The organism is Amycolatopsis sp. NPDC059021 (assembly GCF_042739895.1).
Taxonomy (GTDB): domain Bacteria; phylum Actinomycetota; class Actinomycetes; order Mycobacteriales; family Pseudonocardiaceae; genus Amycolatopsis.
Genome location: NZ_JBHYIQ010000018.1, coordinates 66,700 through 91,346, shown reverse-complemented (window position 1 = coordinate 91,346; position 24,647 = coordinate 66,700). Strand labels below are relative to the sequence as shown.

5 protein-coding genes (1 of these 5 running past the window's edge) are annotated in these 24,647 nt (G+C 67.3%); all 5 read left to right on the top strand.

Annotation, left to right across the window (positions count from 1 at the left end; translation table 11 throughout):
• Positions 1 to 2,229 (top strand): hypothetical protein (locus ACFWX1_RS13615; RefSeq protein WP_378387031.1); only part of this gene is annotated, 2,229 nt, incomplete at its 5' end.
• A 3-nt stretch (positions 2,230 to 2,232) separates the two neighbouring features.
• Positions 2,233 to 4,122: a hypothetical protein gene (locus ACFWX1_RS13610; RefSeq protein WP_378387029.1), complete on the top strand. Its 1,890-nt coding sequence runs from the start codon at positions 2,233 to 2,235 to the stop codon at positions 4,120 to 4,122.
• 2 nt (positions 4,123 to 4,124) lie between these two features.
• Positions 4,125 to 4,598, top strand: a complete 474-nt coding sequence (locus tag ACFWX1_RS13605) for a YbaB/EbfC family nucleoid-associated protein (protein WP_378387028.1) — start codon at positions 4,125 to 4,127, stop codon at positions 4,596 to 4,598.
• Positions 4,591 to 4,926: a hypothetical protein gene (locus ACFWX1_RS13600; RefSeq protein WP_378387026.1), complete on the top strand. Its 336-nt coding sequence runs from the start codon at positions 4,591 to 4,593 to the stop codon at positions 4,924 to 4,926. Before ACFWX1_RS13605 ends, ACFWX1_RS13600 begins: the two co-directional genes overlap by 8 nt.
• Before the next feature lie 339 nt (positions 4,927 to 5,265).
• Positions 5,266 to 24,647: the start of a toxin glutamine deamidase domain-containing protein gene (locus tag ACFWX1_RS13595; RefSeq protein ID WP_378387024.1), read on the top strand. The gene runs 54,259 nt beyond the window's last position; only the first 19,382 of its 73,641 coding nucleotides appear in the window; its start codon is at positions 5,266 to 5,268; the stop codon falls past the right edge of the window.

Sequence of the window (24,647 nt, the reverse complement as noted above, 5' to 3'; positions counted from 1 at the left end):
ACCGCGCAGAACGCGTTGGATCTTCTCAAGAAGAACAGCGACGATAGTCTTGTCAAGGAACTTCAAGGCTACCTGACGGGGCTGATCTCGCAGTACGTGAGCCGCGGCAAGGACATGGCGCCGCTGGACATCGCTGGTGGGTACGAGTTCGACGCGGCGGCCGCCCTCGCGAACAGGACAGACAAGGACAAAGACAAAGACAAGGACAAAGACAAAGACAAAGGCAGCGGCGGCAACAACAACGGTAACGGCAACAACAACGACAAGGACAAGGACAAGGACAAAGATAAAGACAAAGACAAAGACAAGAACAACGATACCGGCGGCTCAGGCGGCGGTTCGGGTAATGGTTCGGGTGACAAGGACAAGAAGCTTTCCACCGGCGATCCGTTCAAGGCCGCGAAATCGGATGTCCCCAATCTCGGGGGGCAGAGCACGCCCGTGGGTGGCGGTGGCGGTGACACCGGCGGCGGCTCGGGCAAGGGCGGTGGCGGCGACCAAGGGGTGCTGGACAAGGCGAAGAAGGCCGCGGGCGACGCGATCGACGGCGTGAAGAAGCCCGGTGACAGTCCGGAAACCAAAGACGCGCTGGACAAAGCGAAGAAGGCCGCGCAGGACGCGATCGGTGGCGTCGGTGGCGACACCGGCGGCGGTGGCACGGGTAAGGGCGGCGGTGGTGACCAGGGGCTGCTGGACAAGGCGAAGGACGCTGCGGGCAAGGCGATCGACGGCGTCAAGAACCCGAACGACAGCCAGGCCACCAAGGACGCGCTCGACAAGGCGAAGAAGGCCGCGCAGGACGCCATCGGCGGTATCGGTGGCGAGGGTGACAAGAGCGGCAAAGGCGACATCCCCACCACCTCGGGCGGCCCGGGTGGTACCGGGAACAACAAGGCGCTCGACGACGCCAAGAAGGCCGCCAAGGACGCGATCGACGGCGTCAAGGACAAGTACAAGGACGACCCCAAGGCCAAGGACGCCCTCGACAAGGCGGAGAAGGCCGTCGACAAGGCCATCGGCGACCTCGATCCCAAGCACGCCAAGGAACTCGGCGACGCCAAGGACAAGGCCCTCAAGTCGATCGACGACGTCAAGGACCACCAGAAGGACCCGGCTGTCAAGGACGCGCTGGAGAAGGCGAAGAAGGCCGTCGGGGACGCCATCAACGACGTCAAGCCGGGCGAGGACGGCCTGAAGCACGCGCGTGAAGCCGCCGACAAGGCGCTCAACGACGCGATGAAGGACGCCGACCCGAAGACGAAGGCGGCGCTGGAAGACGCGAAGAAGGCTCTCGACAAGTCCTTCGACGACGCCCAGGCCAAGCACGACGGGCCGTTCGGCGATCTCAAGCACAAATCGATGGACGCGATCGACAAGATCGACGGACAGCACAAGGACAACCCCGCGGTCCATGACGCGCTGGAGAAGGCGAAGGACGCCGTCGCCAAGGCGGTCGATCCGGGGAACGTCAAGGGTTTCGCCAGCCACGACGCGCAGCCGGCGGCGGACAAGGCCCTCGACGAGCTGATCAAGAACACCACCGACCCGGAAGCCAAGCGCGCTCTGGAAGACGCGAAGAAGGCGATCGACGACGTCCTGCCCGACGCGCCCGGATCACAGGACAAGCACCTGCTCGACAACTCCAAGAGCGCGGCGAACAAGGCGTTCGACGACCTCATGAAGGACGCCGACCCGGAGACCAGGAAGGTGCTGGAGGACGCGCGGAACGCGGTCGGCAAATCCCTCGACGGCGTTCACACGTCCCCGCTCGACGGGACCACGCACAATGTGCCGAAGCTCGACGGTTCGTCGAAGGACTTCCTGTCCGGCGGCGGCAGCGGCGGCACGGGCGGCGGAAGCCACGGCGGTGGTGGCGGTGGGGGTGTGAACCTCCCGACCAGTTCGGACGGGCCGGGTGGCGGCGGACAACGAGCCCAGTTCGACACCGATGTCGCCGGGCAGCGCGGCTACACCCAGCCGGGCACCAACGCGGCCAGGATGCCGAACACCGTGAGCGCGGTCTCGGGCGGACCGGGTGGTCAGGTCGTCAACCCCCAGCAGGGGATGCCGATGGGCGGCATGCCCATGGGCGGCGGCATGGGCGGCATGGGCGGTGGTGGTCAGCAGAACAACCAGCGCGAGCCGCAGATCTGGCTGCAGGCCGACAAGAACGCCTGGACCGACGACCCGGAAGCGCAGGACGAAACCGTCCTGGGCAGGAAGAAGTAGGTCATGCCCGACGGCGCTCCCGGCAATCCGCCACCGAACCCGGACGATCCGGTACTGAAGCAGCTGAACTTCGACCAGATCGCGCAGCTGGTCAACGAGGTCAGTCCCGACGTCTTCTACCAGCGGGCCGAAGCCTTCGACCGCGCGGCGGCGCGGCTGCAGGACGCGGTCGAGCAGATCCGGCGTCAGCTGAACATCGTGCGGGAGGCGTGGACCGGTGGCGGCGCGGAGGACTTCGACGCGCTCGCCAAGGAGGTGACCGGCCGGGTCAGCGGCGTCGTGCAGGTCATGCGCAGTCCCGGATACGGCGTGGTGCTCCGCGCCGCGGGTGACACGCTCGCCGCCCACCAGCGGCGGATGCGGGACCTCCAGGGCCAGAAGACCGAGCAGGAGAGCAAACCGCCCGCTCCCGGTGCCCCACCGCCCGAGGAGACCGCGCGCGTGCACAACGACTCCGCCAAGCAGGTCCTGCTCGATCTGCGGACCGCCTACTGGGACGTCGGCAACCAGCTGCCCGTGCTGTCCTATAAGGACACTCGGATCGGCACCGACGCGAACGGGAACGCGACCGGGAAGGGCGGTGGCGACGGACAGGGCACTGGGCCGGGGAGCCACCATCGGCCGCTGGTCACCGACGTCGCCCTGATCGCGCCCGGAGGTGTCGGCGGCGGCCACCCCCACGACGGCCGCGGCGGTCCGGTGCAGGTGAAGTCGCACCGGCCGGGGGAGCAGGACTACGACCCGGCGCGCGTCGACAAGCCTTGGCGGACGGCGGGGCCGGAGCAGCAGCCGGTGGACACGAGGCCGTTGCAGGGGACGAATCCGGTCTTCACGCAGCCCGCCCCCGGCCCGTGGCACACGTTTCCCGTCGGGGCGCCGGGCCCGGTGGCCGGGCGGTCAGCTCCCCAGGGGCCGAACCGCGAGCGGGACCACGAACGGGACGTGTTCGCGCCGCCGGTGCTGGGCAAACCGGAGCGGGACCAGAAGCACTGCCCGCCCAAGGAACACCGTCCGGACAAGAAAAAGCGCACGAACGAACCCGAGAAGATCATCACCGAGCACGTCACCCATCCGGTCGTCTCGAAGCCCGACTTCGACGCGCCGGAGAACAGCCCGGTCGACACCGATCCGGTTCCCCGCAAGAAGACCGACGTCGTGCCGACGTCGATCGACTCGCCGAAGGGCACGCCGGCACCCGTCAAGACCGTGCCGGTCGAGGTGTCCAAGGTCGTCACCTCGACCGGGGATCCGGTGTCCGTCACCACTCCGCCGGCGCCGGTCATCAGCCAGCCCGCGCCGGTCGCCACTCAGCCCGCGCCGGTCAGCGTCCCGCTCGCACCGGCCACCGGCCAGGCTCCGCCGTCCGTGCACACCAAGGCGGTCCAGGTCACCGGAATGGACGGTCAGGTGCCCCCGCCCGCCACACAGCACGCCTCCTTCGGGGTGGGCGGCGGCGGTGCCTCCGGCGGTTCCGCGTCCGGGACGTTCAAGCCGGAGGATCGCGGGATGTTCACCCCGGGCAGCGGCGAGACGGGTTCGTTCCAGGGGCTGGACCCGTCCGCCGTTCCGCCGCCGCACGCTCCGGCGCCGAAACCGGGCCATAGTCCCGTCGACCCGATGACGTCGCAGTCCGGTGGCATGCCGATGTCGCCGATGATGATGGGCGGTATGGCCGGGATGGGCGGCCAGGGCGGGCAGCAGAACAGCCGCATGGCGGCGATGCCTGCCGAGCCGAGACCCGACGCCTGGCCGCCGGGCGGCGGCGCGTCCGGCACGTTGGGCCGCCGCGAGCCGGAACAGCACGAGACGCGCGAGCTGGCCGATGGTGAGGCACAGGCCCAGCTCACCGAGAAGTTCGCCGAACTGGACCGGCTACTGGAACGAGGGAAATGAACATGACCGACTGGAACTCCATGGATCCCAACCAGGTCGCCGAGGACGCGTGGGCGACGCTGGAGAAGGAGAAGCAGAAGCTCGCCGAACTCGGCAAGCACTGGGACGAGGCGACCACGACCGTGCGTGCCAAGGACCAGTCGCTCGAGATGAAGTTCGACGGGCGCGGCGAGCTGACCGACCTGACCTTCAACACCTCGAAGTACCGGTCGATGGCGCCTGCCGAGTTGGCCAGTGTCATCGTCGAAACCCTGCGGAAGGGCCGTGCCGAGTCCCAGCAGAAGGTTTCGGAACTGATGGGGACGGCGGCTGTCCCCGGGCTGGATCTGGATGGTTTGACCAGCGGGAAGGTCCGTCCGGACGAGATGATCAACTCGCTGATGGGGCCGATGCTCGAAACCCTGAGCGGGTTCGGTCTCGACATCCAGCCGCCGAAGCCGGAGAACCACAAGCGGGAGGCTCGCGAGAATGGCTGACGATTTCTTTCTCGACGAATCGGTGTACGACGGGGTCATGACGGACCTCCAGAACGTCGGGCACAAGATCGGCGCCAGTCACAAGGCCCTGTCGGATGTGCTGCTGGAATACGACGGCGCGTGGGGCAACGACGATATCGGGAAGGCGTTCGCGCAGAAGTACTTCGGGGAGGACGGCAACGGTGCGCGCGCGGATCTCGTGGCGCTCGGCGGTGTCGAGGACAACCTGGTCGAATCCGGTGACGTGGGGAAAAAGAATGCGAGGCTCTTCGCCTCGGTCGACAACGACACCGCCGTGAAGATCGACAAGACGCCGCCGAAAAAATAGGTATCCGATAGTCGCGTGCTAGCGGCCAGTCAAGTCGGTGCACCGGGAATCGCTGTGTAGCCATGGGAAGGAGGTGAAAAGTTAATGGTTCGCGATGTTTCCGGTGCTGGTGGGCGTGTGGCTGGGTATGGTACGGGCGCTGGTGATGGTGGTGGGGGTGGTTCGACCCAGTTGCCGCCCGAGTTGCAGAAGTTTTTCAAGGTTACGTGTGGTTTGACGTGGCCTGAGGGTAATGAGCAGGGTCTGTGGACGATGGCGGCGGCGTGGAAGAAGTTCGCCGAAAATCTGGATGAGCGGATCGCTGAGCTGAGGGGGGTGTTGTCGCGGATTCCTGATGGGATGCGCGGTAAGACCGCTGATGGGACGGCGGAGTGGCTGAAGAAGCAGATCAAGGCTCTTGAGGAGAACGCGGCAAGGGCTCGCAAGTACTCGAGTGCGTGCCGGAACACCGGCGCGGATATCGAGAAGGGCAAGGTGATGTTGATCATCATGGCCCTCATGTTCCTGGCCATGGTGATCTCGCTTATTTCATCGCTGATCGGGGCTCTTTTCGCTCCTGCGGTCATCGCGTCGGCGAGGGCGATTTTGGCGGCGATCCTGCGGGCGCTGTTCACGAGTGTTCTGGTGAACGCCGCGAAGTATGCGGTGGGTAACGCCGCGTTCATGGAGTTCCTTGATGTGAGTATCCAGGGGATTCAGAAGCTGCAGGGTGAGAACAGTGATTTCGGTGGCCGGGACGATTGGGATCTGGATTCGCTGAAGAACTCCGCCATCGCCGGTGCCATCGGTGGTGCCGGGTTCGGTGCCGTCCGCGGTCTCGGCAAGGGGCTCGCCGGTGGCGGGAAGGGCTTCCTCGGCGGTCCGAAGAGCGGGATCGGCGGGAAAGGCGGCGGTCCTGGCGCGAAGGGGCCGCTGGGCGAGAAAGGGCCGGGCGAGAAGGTCGCGCCTGGTGAGCGGGGCGGGAGCGGTGGAAAGGGCGGTGCCGGCGAGAAGGGCGGCCCAGGCGAGAGGGGTGGCCCAGGCGAGAAGGCCCCGGTCAGTGAGAAGGGCGGTGCTGGCGAGAAAGCCCCGGTCAGCGAAAAGGGCGGTGCTGGCGAGAAGCCTCCGGTCAACGAGAAGGGCAGTACTGGCGAGAAACCTCCGGCGTACGAGGGTGGTGGTTCCGGGAAGGCGGGGCCGGAACCGCACACCAAGCTGTCGGTCCTGGAGCAGCTCGGGTACGCGGGTGCCCAGGTCCTGATGACCATGCCGATCAACATGCTGGTGAACAAGATCACCGGCGGGCACGAGGAGCTCTGGGCCGGGATGCTCGGCGCCGCCGGGCCGTTCCATGAGACCAAGGGGTGGTCGGCGAAGATCGATGCCGGAGCCGAGAATCTCTTCACGAAGCTCGCTCCCGGGCTGGACTCGAAGCTCGATCGGCTCGCGTTCGGCGGTGACGGTGATCGGCGTTCGGGTGGGGGCGGGTCACTGGGCGACGCCGTCAAGGACGGCAATGCGTCGGGCAATCGCAATTCCTCCACTGAAGGATCTGCCGGCAAGGATTCATCGGGCAGCCGTAGCTCGTCCGGTGAGGGTTCTTCCGCGAAGGATGTGCCGAACAATCGCACCTCCGATGGCGAGGGCTCGACTACGAAGGATGCGTCGGGCGATCGCACTTCCCCGGGTGAGGGCTCGGCTGGAAAGGATTCGTCGAGTCGGCGCGATTCCTCCAGTGAGAATTCTTCTGATGGCGATTCGTCGAGGCGGCCCAGCGTTTTCAGTGAGGACCCGTCCACCAGTGAGTCGTCGAGCCGCCGTACTTCCTTCAGTGAGGATTCGTCCGATAACGGCTCGGTGCACAAGCAGGACGTCAACACCGGAAAATCGCCGCTGGGCGCCATCTTCACCCAGGACAAGCAGCCGTCCGTCGTCACCAGTTCCGACGGCCACCGCGGTGGCTCCGAGGGGCAGGGCGATCGTTCCGGCGGCAAATCGGGTGGTCCGGTCACGTCGTCGTCCTCGCCGGAATCGCACGCGCCGTCCAAGGCGACTACCGACTTCATCAGGGGAACCTCGGACGGCGGAGCCGAGCACCCGGCGAATGTGCAGATTTCGCCCCAGGGTGGAGAGCATCGGGTAACGCCGCAGGGCGACTCGGCCACCCCGCCGCGGGATCCGCAGCCGAACCAACGGCCGAACGTCCAGGAGCCAGGTTCCGGCTCGCATCAGCGGGACTCGTCTCAGGCGGGCCCGCAGCCGAACACCCAGTCCCGGTCGGGCACGCCGCAGCCGGGCACATCGAAGCCGAACACCGGCTCGGAGGGACCGCGCTCGGAGGCGCCGCCCGCCGCCAAGCAGCCGGACACGGTGGCGCGTGGTCCGCAGCCGAACACGCATTCCCAGCCCGAGACGCGGCAGACCGCTGCCGCCGAGGGCGGCCCCCGCGAGTCCCGGCCCCATCCCCCCACACCGCCTGATCCTTCCCGGCAGCGGCCGGACCTGTCGGGTGACTCGGATGTGCGGCGGGCGAAGGACGAGGTGGCCGGTCCGAAGCCGGGTGAGGAGAGCAGGCCGGAGTCTCGCAAGCCGGTGAACCCGGTGCGGGACGAGTCCGGTCCGGCGTCGCGTGCCGACAAGTCCGCGACCGATTCTCACCGCGATGGCCAGGAGCCCGGTCGTGACGTCCGCACGCACGATCAGGGATCCCGCTCGGACAAGCCGTTGCCGGAGAAGCCGCTTCCGGAAAAGCCGTTGCCGGAGAAGCCGCTTCCGGAAAAGCCGCTGCCCGAGAAGCCGTCCGCGGAAAAGCCGGTCGATCCGGCCGCGGCGGACAAGCCGGGTGCCAAGGGAGAGCAGCCGAAGCCGCGGGACCCCGGTCAGGTTTCCGACGCCGGAAACTCCAAGCAGGGTCCGGCGCGACCGTCCACGGAGAGCGGGGACGCGGGCAGGCATGGGCAGCGGTCGGGTGGTGGGTCGGAGGCCTCCGCGCGTCCGGGGACGAGCAGCCCCGGCCCGCATACCCCGGGGTCACGCGTCGACGGCGTTGGGGAGTCGAAGCACGGTGGCCGGAACGACCAGCCTGAGCCGCAGCGTGACAAGCACGAGCAAGTCGGCCTGGTGCCGGTGCTGGCCGATCCCGAGCACGCAACGGTGCCGGACCGGCCGGGCTTCTCACACGATTCGGGTGGGCCCGGGGATGGTTCGCACTCGCGGACCATCGGAAAGATGCCGTGGAAGCGTGACGACCGCGGCTGGTACGTGACGGAACGGGGCGGTTCGTTCAGCCACGAACCGGAAGGTGCGGGCAAGCGGTTCACCGCTGATCTGCCAGCGGGCACGAAGCTCAAGATCGATGCCAAGGATGAGCCCAGGTTCCTCGTGCTGCCCGACGGGACGGGCTACGACCGTGGGCCGGGCGGGGATTGGTCGCGCCTGCGGACGAACCGGGACAAGGAACTCGTCGTCAGGAAGATGTATTTCAAGGACGAGATCCCTCTTGCCGACGGGACTCGCAAGAAGTTGCCTCGCGGGACCGAGTACGTCGTGGACAAGGGGGCGGGTGACGGCGAGGTAAGGAAGGTGTTGTATCGGACCAAGGGTGCGAAGGGTGGGGATGGCGACAGTTATCTGCTCGGTCCCGACGGGAAATATGAACTTCTGCCGGATGGTGGTTCGAAGGTCGCTTTCGAGGCGTGGTTGGCGGCGGCGAATTTGCGGCATGAGACGGCGCGGAAGATGTACGATCTCGCCGACCGGTACAACCATCCCGACCCGGATAAACGGCTCGGCGAAAAGTCCTGGGGGCAATTGCAGGAGATGGGGCGGTCGACTGATCCGGATGAGCGGTTCGCGGGAGTTTATGAGGGGGCGCACAAGCACAGCGGTAAGTTGGGGCGCTGGACCCAGGTGGAAGGTGCCGACCAGCTGCGCGGTGCGGCTGGTCGTCGGCGCGCCAAGCATGTCAGGATGAGGGCCGGTGAGGGTAAGACGCTGATGTTCCTGCTCGCTTCCATGTTGGAAGCGCTCGAGCCGGATGTGGACGCGGTCCACCTGTTGAGTAGTAACAACTATCTCGCGAAGCGTGATTACAAGGAACACCGGAATATCCTCAGGAAGCTGGATTTCGACCTGCACTGGATCAACTCCGACAGGCCGCCGCCGGTGGCGGCCAAGGGGAGGCCGACGATCTATATCGGTTCCAAGAACGAGGCGGCGTTCCATGTGTTGAAGACGGGTGGGCACAAGTATGGCAGGTTGCCTGGTCAGTCGCATGATCGGTCGAAGCGGATCACCGGTTTTGGGGATGAGATAGACGCGTGGATTCTTGCGATTCCTCAGTGGCTGCTGTCGTTGACGGGGGGTAAGCAGGCCTCGCCGGAAGCCGCGGGGATGGTCTTGTGGGCAAAGGACTTCCTTGACAGCCACCTGTCCACCGACGGGCGTCCGGACGCCCCGCTGACCAAGAAGGACTTCGGTCACGTGGACGACCTCGGGCCGGAGCGATCCGCCCTCACCCCGGAAGGACGGGCCAAGGTCGAGAAGTTGCTGGGCCGGCCGCTGGGTGAGGACGAGGAGATCCGGATCAACAACGCGGCGAGTCCGGTGCTGGGGGACATGGAGTTCAAGAAGGATTACTTGATCGAGAAGCGGAAGCGTCGTATCGCCATTCTGGGTGATGATGGGGATCCGATGACGGATCCGCGAACGGGGAGTGAAAGCCGGTGGACCGGGGGGCTGGCGCAGGCGTATGAGGCGTATCACGATCTGCCGATCCGTGCCGACTCGGATGAGTCGAACAGCAAGGTGCTGACCGCCGCGGACTTCTTTCCTCTGTATACGAAGTTCACCGGTGCGTCTGGGACGTTGGAAAAAGGTATGATCCCGCATCTCGAGAAAATCAATCTTCCAGGGGATGTGGAGGATATTCCGACCTATTACGAGGATCGTTCACGTGAGAACACTACGGTGGTGTACCTGCCCAACCTGCAGGCTAAGTTCGATTTTGTGAACAAGCGGATCCATGAGCTGCAGAGTGGTGAGAACAAGAGGCCGATGCTGATCGCTTCGCATAACAACGCGAAGGTCGAAGAGCTTTCCAGGTACTTGAAGGACAACCCGATCGACGGGAAGGTATTCGAACATCGGGTCACTGATGGGGATTGGCTGATCAATCAGCGGAAGAAGCGTTACGAGAACCTTGAGAAGGTCGTCAAGAAGGCGAACAAGAGCAGCAGTGTCGATATCGGGAATGCGATAACGGGTCGCGGTGCGGACTGGTCGGACGCGGGGGCATCGGGTGGCCGGGAGGTGATCAATCTGGAGCCGTCCAGGGTGCATCCCGCGAATGACGATCAGGTGGCCAACCGGACGCAGCGTAGTGGCAATGACGGCAGTGTCATTATCCTCGTGTCACCCGAGGACGAGGCTGTTCGCAGGACGGCCGGTGCTGGAACAAAGTTCGACATCATCGAGTATGTCGATTCTTTCGACGAATACCGGAAGAACCCTGCGGATAAGGTGCTCAAGGCGATCGAGTCGGCCAAGGAGGGCTTGAAGGAAGGCGCGTATGATCTCTTCAAGAAACTTGGCGACGATACCCGCCGTCATTTCGCCTTGCGCAGGTTGCTGGGGACCCCGCCCGCCCACGAGGGCAGTGACTCCGACACGGACAACGAGGCCGCCGACCGCACCGGCGAAGGTCACGGCTCGAAGAACGACGCCCTGGCCTCGAAAAACGACAATGTTCAGCGTGGCCAGGACGAGGTCAAGGCCGGGAACGACGAGCGCGGCGGCGATCGCGATGCGGAGAAGCAGCCGCGTGGCGAGGACGTCTCGCACGACGGGCGGAAGCGTGCGGGACGGGACGAATCGCGGCGTTCCGAGCAGAGCGAGGACCGCTCGGACTGGCCGCGGGTGGCCACTCCGGAGCACCTGGACCGGATCCGCCGCGAGATCGACAAGGTCATGGCGTTCCGTCATCCCGACCAGGCGGCCTCGCGCGGTCCCGCCACGATCGACCAGGCCCGCGCGGCCTATGGGCACTGGCGCGGCGCGGACGGGCACCTCGGCGACACCGCCGACCAGGCCTTCAACGCGGCGGACTACCTCGAGAAGAACGGCCTGCTGGATACCCCGGCTCCGGTCGACGAGGACGCGACCGGCGAGAACACGTCCGGCGACGCGAAGACCTCCGGCCACACCGGATCGTCCACACAACAGAAGGACGACACCCCGGAACGGACGGGTGACGATTCCCGGCCGGACCACGACGAGTCCGAGACGGGCCGCGACGAGCGCGGCGGTGACCGCGATGAAGAGAAGCAGCCGCGCGACAATGAGCGCGGCGAGGACGTCTCGCGCGACGAGCGGGATTCCGGGCGCCGGTCGGACGAATCACAGCGGCCTGTGCTCGGCGAAGACGGCACGAGCTGGCCGCGGGCAGGCGAGCCGGAGCACCTTGAGCGGATCCGCCGCCAGCTCGACGAGATCGCGTCGATCGCCGATCCCGAGCATGTGCGGAAGAACGGGCCCGCCACACCGGAACAGGCCCGCGCGGCTTACGAGCACTGGCTGAACGCGGAGGGGCCGAACAACCCGGGCACCGACGACCCCGCCTACGACGCGGCCTCGCACGCCCTGTGGAACAACCTCCTGCCGCCGAACACCTCCTCGCCGACCGGTCAGGACGCGGCCAAGCCGGGGCCGGCCCCCGCGGTACGCGACAACACGCCGGACAACACGAAGGCTGCCAACGTCGCCAAGCTGTCGGCGTTCCTGTCCGAGACCGGGCAGCCCGGCCAGGTCGACGTGCGGACCGAAGCGAAGCCGGACGGCACGGAGCAGCTGACCAGCGCTCGGCCCAACGCGCCGCCCGCCGAGAAGAGCGAAGCCGCGTCCAAGGCCGCGAATCCCGGCTCGCCGGTGCGCGCGCAGCGCGGCGTCAGCACCTCGTCGTCCGCGCCGCGGACGAGGTCCGCGGACGAGGAGGTCTTCGGGCCCTTGCGGTTGCGCGGCCCACGTGAGCGTGGTGACAGGGGCGGCAGGCCCGGCGCGCGGCCGTCCGGACGGGAGGAGCCGCCCGCGGAGCTGGCCGGGCCCCAGGTGGAGTCCATCCGGTCCGCGATGCGGAAGCTGGACTACGCACCGAAACCCGTTACCACCGACGATGCGCGTGAAGCCTACGAGCGGTGGCGGGAACTGGGGCGGCCGATGCCGAATGCCCAGCGTCTGGGTGTCGAGGTGGCCTGGAACGAAGCCGGGTTGAAGCCCGGCCTGCTCGGTGGGGCAGGGGGGCTCGAAAGCGAACTGCACAGCTTCGGCGTGTTGCTGCCGAAGGGTTTCCCGGACGTGCGTTCGGTGGGGTCCATCGTCGAGACCCCGGAACTGTCCATTGTGGTGGACAAGGGTATCCATGACCGGACCGTGCTGGAGGTCGTGGTCAAGCCGTTCGCGATCCTGCCCGGCGACGAGGGGCGCCCGTCCGTCTCCCAGGTCTTCGCGAGGTTGCACGACATCCTGACCCGCCTTGTCGAGGCCAAGGACAAGGCCCGGTTGGAGAACGTCTTCCCCCGGGACGCGGGTTACGACGTGGATCCCGACTACGACAGCCTCCAACTGCAAAAGTACGAAGGGCACGAAGAGCCGAAGCTCTACGTGCACTACTCGGGCGGCATCCCGACCGCCGGCTTGCCGAAGGTGCTCGACTACCTCCGCGGCACCATGCGCCACGAGGGGGTCTCGAGGGCGGCCAAGGAACACCTCGACGACGCCGTGCGCATCGGTGACGGAGTGGCGCACAAGGCCGCGGAGGAGGAAACGCTTTCGCCCGCGGACCGGGCCGCGCTCAAGGCGTTCGTCGCGATCACCTACACCCAGTTCGCGGCGATCGTGGAGAAGTCGCTGGCCGGCGGGCTCGCGAAGAACTACTCCGCGCTCGGCTCGCGGACCGACCTGCACCAGGCCAGGGCGCGCCAGAGCGAGGCGGTGCAGACCTACCTCGACGAGCATCGCGGTGAACTGGCCGAGCGGTTCACCGCCGAGTTCCGCAGCAGGATGCGGTCGGACGCGCAGCTCGATGATCTACTGCAAAGGCCCATCCCGGCACCCACGGTGGGAGAACCGGCCAACGGGCACACGATGGGCCAGTACCTGGTTTCGGCGTTCGCCAAGAACCCCGCCCACCGGGTGGACCAGAAGACGTCCATGCGGATCCAGACCACCTTGCCGGACTTCGACACCAACCCGGACGAGAACGGCGTGCCGCGGCACGACCTGCCCTTGTGGGTCTTCGAGTTCCGCTTGCAGGGCTCGACGAAGGAGACGCTGAGCAGCCTCTATGACACCTACGTCGGCTTCGAAGACGCGATGCGGGACGGCTACGCGTCGGCGCTCGAGCTCGACGGCAGGCACGACGAGGCAGCGCGGGTGCGCGAGGAGATACCGGAACACCGGCAGAACAACCTGGGAGAGCGGCTGGCGAGGCTGGGCTTCGGGCTCGGTGGTCGTCCCGAGGCGTCTTCGGTGGCGGAGAGCCATCAGCCTTCATCGCAGGGGGAGCGTGTCTACCGTTATGACGACGGAACGGTCAAGGCGATCGCCTACCCGAGCAGGACGGGTGACCTGGCGGCGGCCAACCAGCTTGCCGAGCAGATGCAGACGAGCGGACTGCCGGGCCATTGGCGCGTCAACCCGGAGACCGGTGAGAGGGAGCATGTGCCCCGGATCTGGCCGAGCCGTGCGCTGCTGACGGACTTCCACGCGAGCGGGAGTGCCACGGAGACGGCTGAACGCGTTTGGAAGGGTCTGCGGGACGTGGGGGAGAGCGGTGCCCGGCCGTTGATCCTGTTCAGCTGCGCGACCCCGGATTCGCCCTATCTCCACGAGTTCACCAGGAAACTGCGGGCACTCGGTCAGCGTGGCGAGATGTACGTGCCGACACGGCGCGCGGCCACCGACGGGATGGGCCGGCCGGTCGTGACCGAGGGCGGCACGTTCGCGGCATGGAGCGCGGTCTCGCGGGTGCGGCCGGAGGACACCGGGGGGTTGCCCGCCAACACCCCGAGGCGCAGGGATCGCCTGGTGGGCAAGCTGAAAGCAGGCCTCAAACTTGGCCAGGAGTCGTCGTCTTCCCCAGCACGGCCGCGGGACGAGGACGTGTTCGGCGAGTTGCGGCGGCGGAGCCCCGACGACGAGTCCGTTGCTCCGGGTGTGGTGTTGGTGTCGGGTGTGGAGTTGGATGAGCTGCACTCCGCTGTGGTGGGGTGGCGTCCTGCCGAGAATGGTTCTGGTCCGCGGACGTTGCTGGAGTTCCTCCGAGAGCGGCAGCGTGAAGGAAAGCTGGGCTCGTATGCCTTGAACAAAGTGGGGAGAGCTTTCCCGGAGCCGGTGCAGGCATGGCTGCAAGAGTGGGTGCTGGGGCTGTTCGGGAAGCCCAACCTCCTAACCGGCCAGCCTTACGTCTTTCGGGAGGTGGCGGAGCTTTCGGGTGGCATGCTCAGTGATCGTGCCGTGGCCCGGTTGTGGCCGGAGGGCTTGGTGCTGGTGTCGGGTGCTGCGTTCGCTGAGTTGCGTTCTGCCGTGGTGGGGTGGCGTCCTGCCGAGGATGGTTCTGGTCCGCGGACGTTGCTGGAGTTCCTCCGAGAGCGGCAGCAGCGTGAAGGAAAGCTGGGACCACATGCCTTGAACCGCGTGAGGACATCGTACCGGGAGCCGGTACAGGAGTGGTTGCGTGACTGGGTACTCGGGTTACGCGGCGTGCGCGTTCCCGGCACCCGCCGGCTTTACAGTCCTCGGGAGGCGTCGGAGCTTTCGGGTGGCATGGTCAGCGATCGCGCCGTGGCCCGTTGGTGGCGGGAGGGCTTGGTGCTGGTGTCGGGTGATGCGTTCGCTGAGTTGCGTTCTGCCGTGGTGGGGTGGCGTCCTGCCGAGGATGGTTCTGGTCCGCGGACGTTGCTGGAGTTCCTCGAACGGCAGCAGCGTGCCGGAAAGCTGGGACCACATGCCTTGAGCCGTGCGGGGAGATCTTTCCCGCAGCCGGTACGAGAGTGGCTGCGCGACTGGGTACGCGGGTTGTACCTGGTGCGCGTTCCCGGCACCCGTCGGCTTTACAGTCCTCCGGAGGTGTCAAGGCTTTCGGGGCCTGAGGAATCTCCCATGGTCCTCCCGGCGAGAGTGCTCGGTTGGTGGCCCAAGAAGACAGGTGCCGACGGTTTCGATATGGGCAAGAATTCGTTCAACGTCGTGGAGGGCCGTGTACTTATCAATGAGGTCGTTGAGGAGAACCTGGTTCGTTTTGGGAGGTCGCTTGGGGACTGGATAGCGGCGAGGCTCGGCGCTCTTGACGGCGGTGCGGCCGCTTTCGATATTCGTGTTCAAGTGAGGTTCGATGAGTCTGTTTACCCTCGTAAACAATTTGGGGCTATCGATGGGGAAAGAGAACGAATCAAGCGGGAGGCGCGAAAGCTGCTCGAGAAGAATGCCCAGAGCATTATCTTTCGCAAGGTCAAGGAGGCGCTGAAAACTTCCTCGGTGGCTGAGCCGGATCGCGCGGCGTTCAATAGTCTTATCGATGGTATTGACGAGTCCTGGTTTTCCTGGCGCTTTTCGGGTGTCGAGGCGGCAGAGGGTGACGGCCGGTTCCAAGTGCGCTCCGAGGTGCGCGAGCCCGTTCCTGGTGAGGCTGAGGCAGAGCTGTCCGATGACGCCGCCGGTGAGGACGTGCTCGGCGATGACGCGTCCCGTCATGGTGATGTCGCGATTAGTGACGACGACATGATGGATGTCGATGTTACTGCGGCCGGTGCGGGGCGAGATACCGGCGGGCAATCAGGTCGGGAGCGTAGTGCTACGCCGGTTTTCGATGGGTTGGCGGGTGTGGAGCCGGTGGTGCGCGATGACCTCGGTTATTACAGTGATGTGCCTGATTGGCGGGCGGGTTCGCCTTCTGGGGTGAGTGATGAGGCGGAGGCGCGGGTCGGGAGTGTTGATCTGGGCGCGGGTGACTTGATGGACCTTGATGATTTTATTGATTTCGAGGCGGGTGAGCGTGCGGGTCAGGTTGGTGCGGGGGTGTTTGATTTTCTGGGTGATCCGGAGTGGGGGGAGTATTTGCGTTCGGCTTTGGTCACGGCGTTGGATGAGTTGGGTGTTCCGCGGGAGAGGTTGGCTGATGGTGTGCGGGTTCGGCGGGCGTATGAGGCTCTTCCTGTGCAGGATCGGTTGAACGCTGTTTCGGCTGCGAACAAGATGGCGCGGGATTTGGCGCATGAGGTGTCTCAGGGGCGGCGGCCGGGTGCGTGGGGTGGTGCTCCGGGGTCTTCCCGGCGGGGTGGTGCGCGGGGCGAGTCGGCGGGAGAGTCGTCTTCGGCCGGTGGTGTGGTGTTGGTGTCGGGTGTGGAGTTGGCGCGGTTGGAGTCGGATGTGGTGGGGTGGCGTCCGGCCGCCGATGGTTCGGGTCCGCGGACGTTACGTGAGTTTCTTGAGGAGAAGCAGCGTGAGGGTAAGTTGGGGCCGACCGCGCTGAGGCGCCACGGGGACCCCGTTCGAGGCTCGTTGCCCGAGCCCGTGCGTGGGTGGGTTCGGGCGTGGGCATCGGGAATGCACGGAGAGTCCCATCCCAGCACCGGCCAGCCCTACGGCATGGAAGCAGTGGCGAGGTTGTCGGGGCCCGCCCAGTCGCGGCTGATCAGCAAGATATTTGTGGCCGGCTTGTGGGACCAGTTGCCTGCCGGCGAGCGTGAGGTGCCCACCGTCGAGCGTTTCGAGCCCGCGAGTGGGACGTTTAATGTCGGGAGCCAGGGTGTGATTCTCGATGGCGTTGGCGAGGGGCTTTTGACTCGTTTTGGGCAGCAGGTCGGGGAGTGGGTGGCGGAGCGGGCCGAGGCTGTCAAGGACGTGGCCGACCTCAAGGTTCACGTGCGGGTGGGATTCCACCGGTCCGTTTACCCGGACAACTACGATGGGGCTTCCGATGTGGCGAGGGAGAATAATAAGCGAAAGGCGAAGAAAAAACTCGAAAGAAATGTACGGGAGGTCGTTGGCCGAAAGATCAAGGATGGGCTGAAGTCTGCTTCCGTGCCTGACGCGGAACGTGCGAGATTCAAGAATTTTGTCGACGGAATCGACGTGTCCTTGTTCGACTGGACTTACGCGCGGGCTCGGGTGCCAGAGGGTGATGGCTGGTTCCGGGTGCGGTCCGGGGTGCGCGAGCCTGTCGGGGCCGCCGGGCGTGAGACGGGTGCTGAGTCGTCGTCTCGTGGCGTTGGTGGTGCAGGCGCGCACGATGAAGATGTCGCGTATGACGGCGGCGTGGTGAGTGACGATGACATGGCGGATGCCGATGTGGCCGAGGTTGGTGAGCAGTCCGATCTGGGCCGTAGTGTCACGCCGGTCTTCGACGAGCTGGAGGTCGAGCCGGTGGTGCGCGATGACCTCGGTTATTACAGTGATGTGCCTGATTGGCGGGCGGGTTCGCCTTCTGGGGTGAGTGATGAGGCGGAGGCGCGGGTCGGGAGTGTTGATCTGGGCGCGGGTGACTTGATGGACCTTGATGATTTTATTGATTTCGAGGCGGGTGAGCGTGCGGGTCAGGTTGGTGCGGGGGTGTTTGATTTTCTGGGTGATCCGGAGTGGGGGGAGTATTTGCGTTCGGCTTTGGTCACGGCGTTGGATGAGTTGGGTGTTCCGCGGGAGAGGTTGGCTGATGGTGTGCGGGTTCGGCGGGCGTATGAGGCTCTTCCTGTGCAGGATCGGTTGAACGCTGTTTCGGCTGCGAACAAGATGGCGCGGGATTTGGCGCATGAGGTGTCTCAGGAGCGGCGGCCGGGTGCGCGGGGCGGTGCTCCGGGGTCTTCCCGGCGGGGTGGTGAGCCGGCGGGAGAGTCGTCTTCGGCCGGTCGCTCCGGGTTCCGGGGCGGGCTGCGGGACGCCTTGGCAGCCCTGACCGGAGGAGACTCGCGCGCGAGCGCCATTTCCCAGGACACGCGAGGGCACGACCGCCCCAACCTGGTGCGGGACAACGCCGGGACATGGGCCCGGCTGCTGGCTGGGCCGCCTCCGGCGGGCGCGACCCGCGAGGTCGCCGAATCGCACCAGCGGCTGACGGACGATTTGACGAGGGCGCTGACCGCGGCGGCGGAGGAACATCACGGCGAATGGCGCGCGATGCGCAAGGCGTGGGACAGCACGAAGTCGTCGCGGAAGCGACTCCAGAAGGACTATCAAAAAGCGAACCTGTGGCATCTGAGCGATGGACAACTCGGGAAGCTGAAGTCCGACGATCGCTGGCTGGGCGACCTGCGGAAAGCCGTCGAGGATCGGGAGGCTCGGAGGAACGGGAAGAGCTTGTCACCGGACGGCGGGGAAGCCGCGTCGCGAGAGGCGTCGGAGCAATGGCGCGCGGCCGGTCGGCGAATGCTCCACATCAGCGACGCGATGCTCGACGCGCGCGAACGTACCGTGGTCGACGAACTGTCCGAAGCGCTCGGCAACCGGGTCGGAAAGTCCCGTGGTAGCGCGCAGTTCCTGGAAAACGCCAGGATCGCCCGTGAAATCCGGGACAGGTTCTTCGAACTTCGCAAGCAAGCGCGGCTGGACGCCGACTTCGACGTAGCCGGCGAACGGATTCTCGCTGCGGAGGAATTCGGTGATATCGCGCGGCTGCTGAAGCACATCGCCCGTGCGGGCGCGGTCGATCTCGCGCTGGCACAGGACGAGCAGCGCGAAATGCTGGCACGGAGCCTGGCCCTGCTCGGCCCGCTCCGGGAGCCCGGCCACGGGTTCGACCCGGCGAACGCCCTGCTGTACGACCGGCTGGCGGGGCTGATCGCACGTCTCGAGGCAGACCAGGAGAACCCCAAGGGCAGGAGGCAGGCGGACGCCAGGAAGCAGCTGGACGAGCTGTGGGCCGACGGCGGTCTGCTCGCCCGGCTCGAGCAGCGGCTCAACCGCGACGGTGTGCGCCGGGTCGACTTCGCGGTGGGGAACCCCGACGAGCGTGAACGCCGGGTTGTCGCGGCGGGCCGGCACGGCCGGCTGGCCGCGTTCGAGGCGAACTTGCACGTGGTGATGCGTGACGGCGAACGTTTCCTCGCGACCGGGACGGACGAAGCTGCCGCAGCCCGGCACTCGGCGCTCGCGGCGCTGGGGCAGCCCTCGGAGCACAGGCCGGGTCGCGACTCCGACGATGAAGAGCTGCGCCGCCTAGAGGAGCGGATGATCGCGGCGGTGGCCGCGCGGGCGGACTTGGACGTGCCGGAGATCCGCCGTCAGTTCGAGCAGCTTCGTGACCACGACGAGCCCGGATCGCTGCTGGACAGCTTCGAGGCGGAACAGCGTGGCAGGACCGCCGAGTACAGCCATCGCCGCCGCGCCCGTGCCGTGCTCGGCCCGCTGCACGACCCGGGTGCCGGTGAAGCCGGTGCGCGGCGGGTGGCGATGTACCGTCGGCTGGTCACGGCCTTCGCCACGGAACTCACCACAGGGAACGCTTTCACCGTGCAGCGGCGTCGGCAGCACCTCTTACGGCGGCTGGCCGACTGGTTCAACGCCGACGGCGTCCAGCGGGTGACCTTCGGTCCATCGCCGGACTCGGTGCTGAAGCGGATCGTTCCCGGTGCCGTCGACGGGGTGGTGAGCCGGATGGACGAGTACATCGACAGTCTGATGACGCCCGAACAAGAAGCGGCGGGCCACACCGACGGCGAAGGGCGGAACGCGGAGGAGTACCTCGGCCGTCTGCCGGAGTCACGAGCCGGCCCGGGCTGGGGAAATCGCGAGCTGCACCGGTTGCGGCGACGCGCGATCCAGGCCATGGTCGTGCACCTTCGCGAGCGGGGAGCGGAGCCGCAGCGGCTCGGCACGTCGCTGGGCGAACGGCTCGCGGAACTCGCCGCGCACGACGAGGGCGAAGAGCGGGCCTCCTGGTTCCTCGACCAGCACCGCGGCATGCTCACCCGGGCCCAGCAGCTGCTCGCCGCCGCGACGACGCACATGCGGGAAACCGCGCGGGGATACGCGGAGGCCCTGCTGGGGCCGGAACCCGCTGAGCGCGGTGACGCGCAGCGCGAGGTGCGGGCGGGCCTTGTCGACCACCTCGCCGCCGAGTTGATCGGCGGCGAGGCGAAGGTGTACCCGAGCGAGTCCCGGCTGCGAAAGATCTGGGTGGAAAGCGCCGACGTACGGCGTGACGCGCAGCTGGCGCGTCCCTGGGACGAGAACGAACGAGCCCGTGTCGCACGGGACAGCGGCTTCGAGGCCGACTGGGACGAGGCCCGGTCGCGGCTGGTTTCGGTGGATCCCGACGGTCTCGAACGTGCCGTCGCGGCCTTCGAGTACGTGCTGGACAACCCGGCGAAGGGCCCACAACCACTGCTCACCGGCAAGGAACGCCCTGTCTCCGACGAGACCTTGGAGTACGCGCGCAAATTCCTCGATCGGCGGACACCCGAACAGCTGGCGGAGCGGTCGAGGTTGGGCAGCGAGCGGGCACAGCGCTTCTACCAGCAGATGATGGCGGTGGTCGCGCAACCCCTCCAAGAAGCCGCGGACGAAGAAGCGAAGGCGAACGACAAACGCCTTCGATCCGGCCGCCGTGCGGAGCACAGGCGACGCGCTGCGGGCGCGCGACGCCATGCGCGTGAAATCGCCAGGTCTCTGCTTCGCGGTGATGACGAGATCGCGGGCTTCGACCCGTTGTTCAACTGGCACAACCACGAGTGGGCTTCGGAACAGCAGGCGGCTCACGCCGAGGAAGCCTGGGGGGACTGGGAAACCGCGCCCCAGTACTCGGCCAGCCGTCCGCCGTCCTTCGCCGAGCACGAGTCCACATCGGACGCGATCGAACGGGTTCCCTCGGTGCTGCCGGACGTCGCCGAAGGCGGCAGGTGGCTGCGCGACGTCGCCACCCGGTGGGCGGATGCCGAGCGGCTGCTGTCCGACGGCGGAGTGCTGTATCGGATGGTGGCCGAGTCCGTGCCCGAGGCGAAGCGGCTGGCACGCGACGACGATGACGCCGCGATCGACAGCATGAAACGCGTCCTTCGGGGTGTCGGGGCGTTGCGTTCCGGCGTGGAGGTCCACGTGGACGTCAACTCGGTGGCGAAGCGGCGTGGCCGGGATTCGCTGAATTCCGCGGAAGAGGTGCTCACCGCGTCGGAACGGCTGGACTCGGCGCACGGCCTGGACGACCCGCGTCGCGGTCCGGACGCCAGGCTTTTCCGGTCCGAAGTGGAGCGTGCTCGTACCGACATCGTCCAGCATGTCGCTCTCGACGACCGCGGTGACGTCATCTCGCGACTCGTGGCCGACGAATACCTGGCGACCAAGCGGCCGATGAGCGAGTTGAAGCGGTACGCCACCGAACTCGCGCTCCTTTTGGACGCTGTCAAGCCGAGCCGGATGCTCGAGGTGAAGTACCGGGGCGGGCTGCGTGGCGGTGCGCCGTCGAGCCAGGCGGAGAGCGCCGACGAGTCCATGTCCGAGGCCGGCAGCGTGGACGACGAGCCCACCGCCGTTTCGATCGTCGAGGCGATCTTCGGTGACCCGGCACCGTTCCGCAACTCTCACCATCCGTTGCGAGCACGTGCGCAGGAGTTGTACGTAGCCCACCGGGACCAGCTCGAGGACTGGCTGTCCGCGGAGCCGGAAGACCTGGTCGAAGAGTTCAAGCGGATCTGGAACGACTCGGCTCTCGCGGAACTGCGCGCGGACTTCCAAGAGGAGATGGACCAGGTACGCCGTCCGCGCCAGGACGCCGTGGTGGACGAATTCCGCGACCTGTCCGGCCTGCGCGCCGAGATGGCGGTCGATCTCGACCAGCTCCCGGCCGCGCCTCGCGAGCTGCCGGGGCTCCGCGCCGAGGTCGAACGGGCGCTGCGCGCTTTCAGCGGCAGTCCGCTGGAAACCGGGGAAGAGGGAGCGCTCGTCCGCGACCTGGCGACCGTGCTGATCGGCAGGTATCCCGAGGTGGACTGGCGCCGCCCACCGGACGCGGCGCTCGCCCTTCTCCAGGAGTTCGGCACCGTGCTCGGTTCGCTGCGCGCCGACTACGACATGCCCGCCGAGGTCGCCCTCGCCAAGGCCCTTGAGGAACGGTGGGCGGCGGACGGCCGGTTCGATGAGGCCGACTGGCTGGAGCGCCGTGACGGCGAGGCGGCGGCCATCGCGTCGCGACTCGCTTCGGCCGTTCTCGGCGAACTCGGGACGTCGGGGCTGAGCAACCGGGTGCTCGACGCGCACGCGATAGGCCTGCACGACTGGGCCGTCCGCCATCTGGGCGGCGAAGACGCGGTGTCGGCTTTCACCGAGATGTGGAACGACCCGGTGCTCGCCGAAATGCGTGCCGTGTTCGGAAGCGGCCAGGACACCGCGGCCGGGGACGTCGTCGCCCGCTACTATTCCCGGTCCCCCGGCTGGGTTTCGGTGCTGCGCACGGTGGACCAGCTGCCCGTCACCCCGGTTTACCAGATCCCGCTGGACGAGGCCGAGCAGGCTCTGGCGCTCGGAGACGTCCGCCCGGTGCTGCCCGGCAGGCTCGCGCGGCGGGCGGCCGTGCTGCACGACCGGATGATCGACGCGGTCGCTCGTGCCCAACTGCTCGACGAGCGACTTGGGAGGCTCCCGGAGCACCCGGACAGCGGGCCCTCGACCGCGACGCGCCTGGGTACCGCCTTCAAGGCGGCGCTGGCCGAATGGGACGAGGCCGCCGACACCGAGGACGCGGTCAACGAAGCGTTCGACCGGCTCGTATCGGACCACGAAGCGGCTCTGCTCGCCGGGTCCGTCTTCCTCCACCAGGAGCCCGACACGACGGGCCTGGCACGGCGGCTGGTGGACGTGGCGCCCGAGGACGACGTCGCGGAGACCGTGCTCGGTGACATCACCGCCGTCGTCGGGGCCAGACTGCGTGATGGTATGTCCGAAGAGGACGCGCGGAACCTGGCGGACAAGCTGAGCGACGACTTCCAGTTCTTCCGGGCGGACGAGGAGACAGCACGGGCATTCCTGCTCGCTGAGGAGGCGGCGGTCGCCGCGGGGCTGCCGCTCGTCCGGCGGACGGGACCGGACGAGCGGTGGCTGGCCGACCAGAGCCTGATCGACGAGGCCCGCGATTTCAACCGCGTCTGGCTCAACGAGCAGTGGACGGCGGCCTGGACCATGTCCAGGGAAGACCGGCGCCGGCTGTACGCCTATGGGCAGGCGGTGTTCGGGAGTGGCATCGGCACGGGCCTGACCGGCGTCGGCGACGACTTCGTGCGCGACGTGGTCCTCACCCACGGGCGGATGCTGGACGACTGGCTGAAGCGCCTCCCGCGCGACGAGCACGGCCTGCCCGATCCGCTGCGCTCGGTCGGGAGGTTCGAGGAGAGGTGGGGCCTCCTGCAGGACCTGCGGGACGCGGCGCCGGTGCGGACGAAGCCGAACCACGCCGATGTGGCCGAAACCGTGCGGACCTTGACGTCGGCGAACCGGCTGGGCGCGCAACTCGCCCGCGGTACCGCGGCGACCGACGCCCTGCTGGCGGAGGCCAGGCGATGGCGTGCGGACGCGCGTGCGGCGCTCGACCTTCCGGAGGCCGCCCGCGCGGGCCGGGACCCGCGTGCGGAATTCGTCGAGCGGATCCGGCACCAGGAGCGCAACACCGACGAGGTGAGGTTCTCCACGGAGCACATCGAGTTCTCCGCGGAGGCCGAAGCTCGATTCGAGCGTGAACGGGCGGAGGGCTGGTTCGACAGCGCCGAGGCCGCGCTCACTCCCGATGCGCGGCGCCGTGCCGACGCGCTGCGTGACGCCATGACCGACCTGCTCGCGTACGAGATGTCGCACCTGCGTGCCCTCCCGGGGTTCGGACGCGGGGTACCGGAGAGCGGCCCGGCGGACCGGCGTGCCGGCGAGCGGTACCGGCCGGTGCCCGAGCACGAGGGCGACCCCGTGGCCTGGCGCGCCGACGAACTGCGCGAGCAGTACCGGTGGTTGCTCGCCGAAGGGGCGTTCGACGCCGAGGGGGACGAACGGCTGCGGCACGTCTACGCCCGCTACGACGTCGGTCCTGGCCAATGGCGAGCGCGCGCGTCGGCCGTGCTCGACCTTCCGGCGGGACTGCAGGGCGCGGCGGCCCGGCGCGCGGAGCGGCTGCACGGGCTGATGACCAACCTCCTGGCCTACGTCGACGCCCGGCGTCCCCGGTGGGCAGCGCACCTGGTCAACGGACTCAGGTACGACGAGAAGAACGCCGACCTTCCGCCCGACGCCAAGGAAGTCCCGCTCGACGAGGACGAGCGGCTGACCGGGGACGCGGATCCCGTCGCGCCGCTCGTGGCGGCACTGCGGCAGAGGTTCCAGCGATTGGAAGACGACTTCGCCTTCCACAGCGACGAAGGAGACCTGAAAAAGCTGTACGAGAAGTACGGTGGCATGTTCGGGGTCGCCGACAGCGGGTGGAGCACCTTCTCCGAAGCGAAGCAGGCGATGGACGCCAGGGAAGTCGACGCTGTGACGCGGCTGATGCAGTGGGCGGAAACCGGGTATGAGCGCCTCGGCCTGGCGAACTCCGGCAACTTCAGCGACGCGGAAGACGCGCAGCACACCCTCTTCGCCCAGATGATCGGTCACCGGTGGCACGCGGGGGAGAAGATCCTGGCGCAGCAACGCGGCCGGGCCGAGCGCTGGGCACCTCTCGTGCCGGAGGCCGCCGCACTGCGCTGGGCGGAACGTGAGCTGAAGCGTGCCGAAGGACGCCGGCA

Bases quoted from the DNA above. Each gene is read 5' to 3' on its own strand.
- ACFWX1_RS13610 (WP_378387029.1), top strand. From the start codon at position 2,233: ATGCCCGACGGCGCTCCCGGCAATCCGCCACCGAACCCGGACGATCCG.
- ACFWX1_RS13605 (WP_378387028.1), top strand. From the start codon at position 4,125: ATGACCGACTGGAACTCCATGGATCCCAACCAGGTCGCCGAGGACGCG.
- ACFWX1_RS13600 (WP_378387026.1), top strand. From the start codon at position 4,591: ATGGCTGACGATTTCTTTCTCGACGAATCGGTGTACGACGGGGTCATG.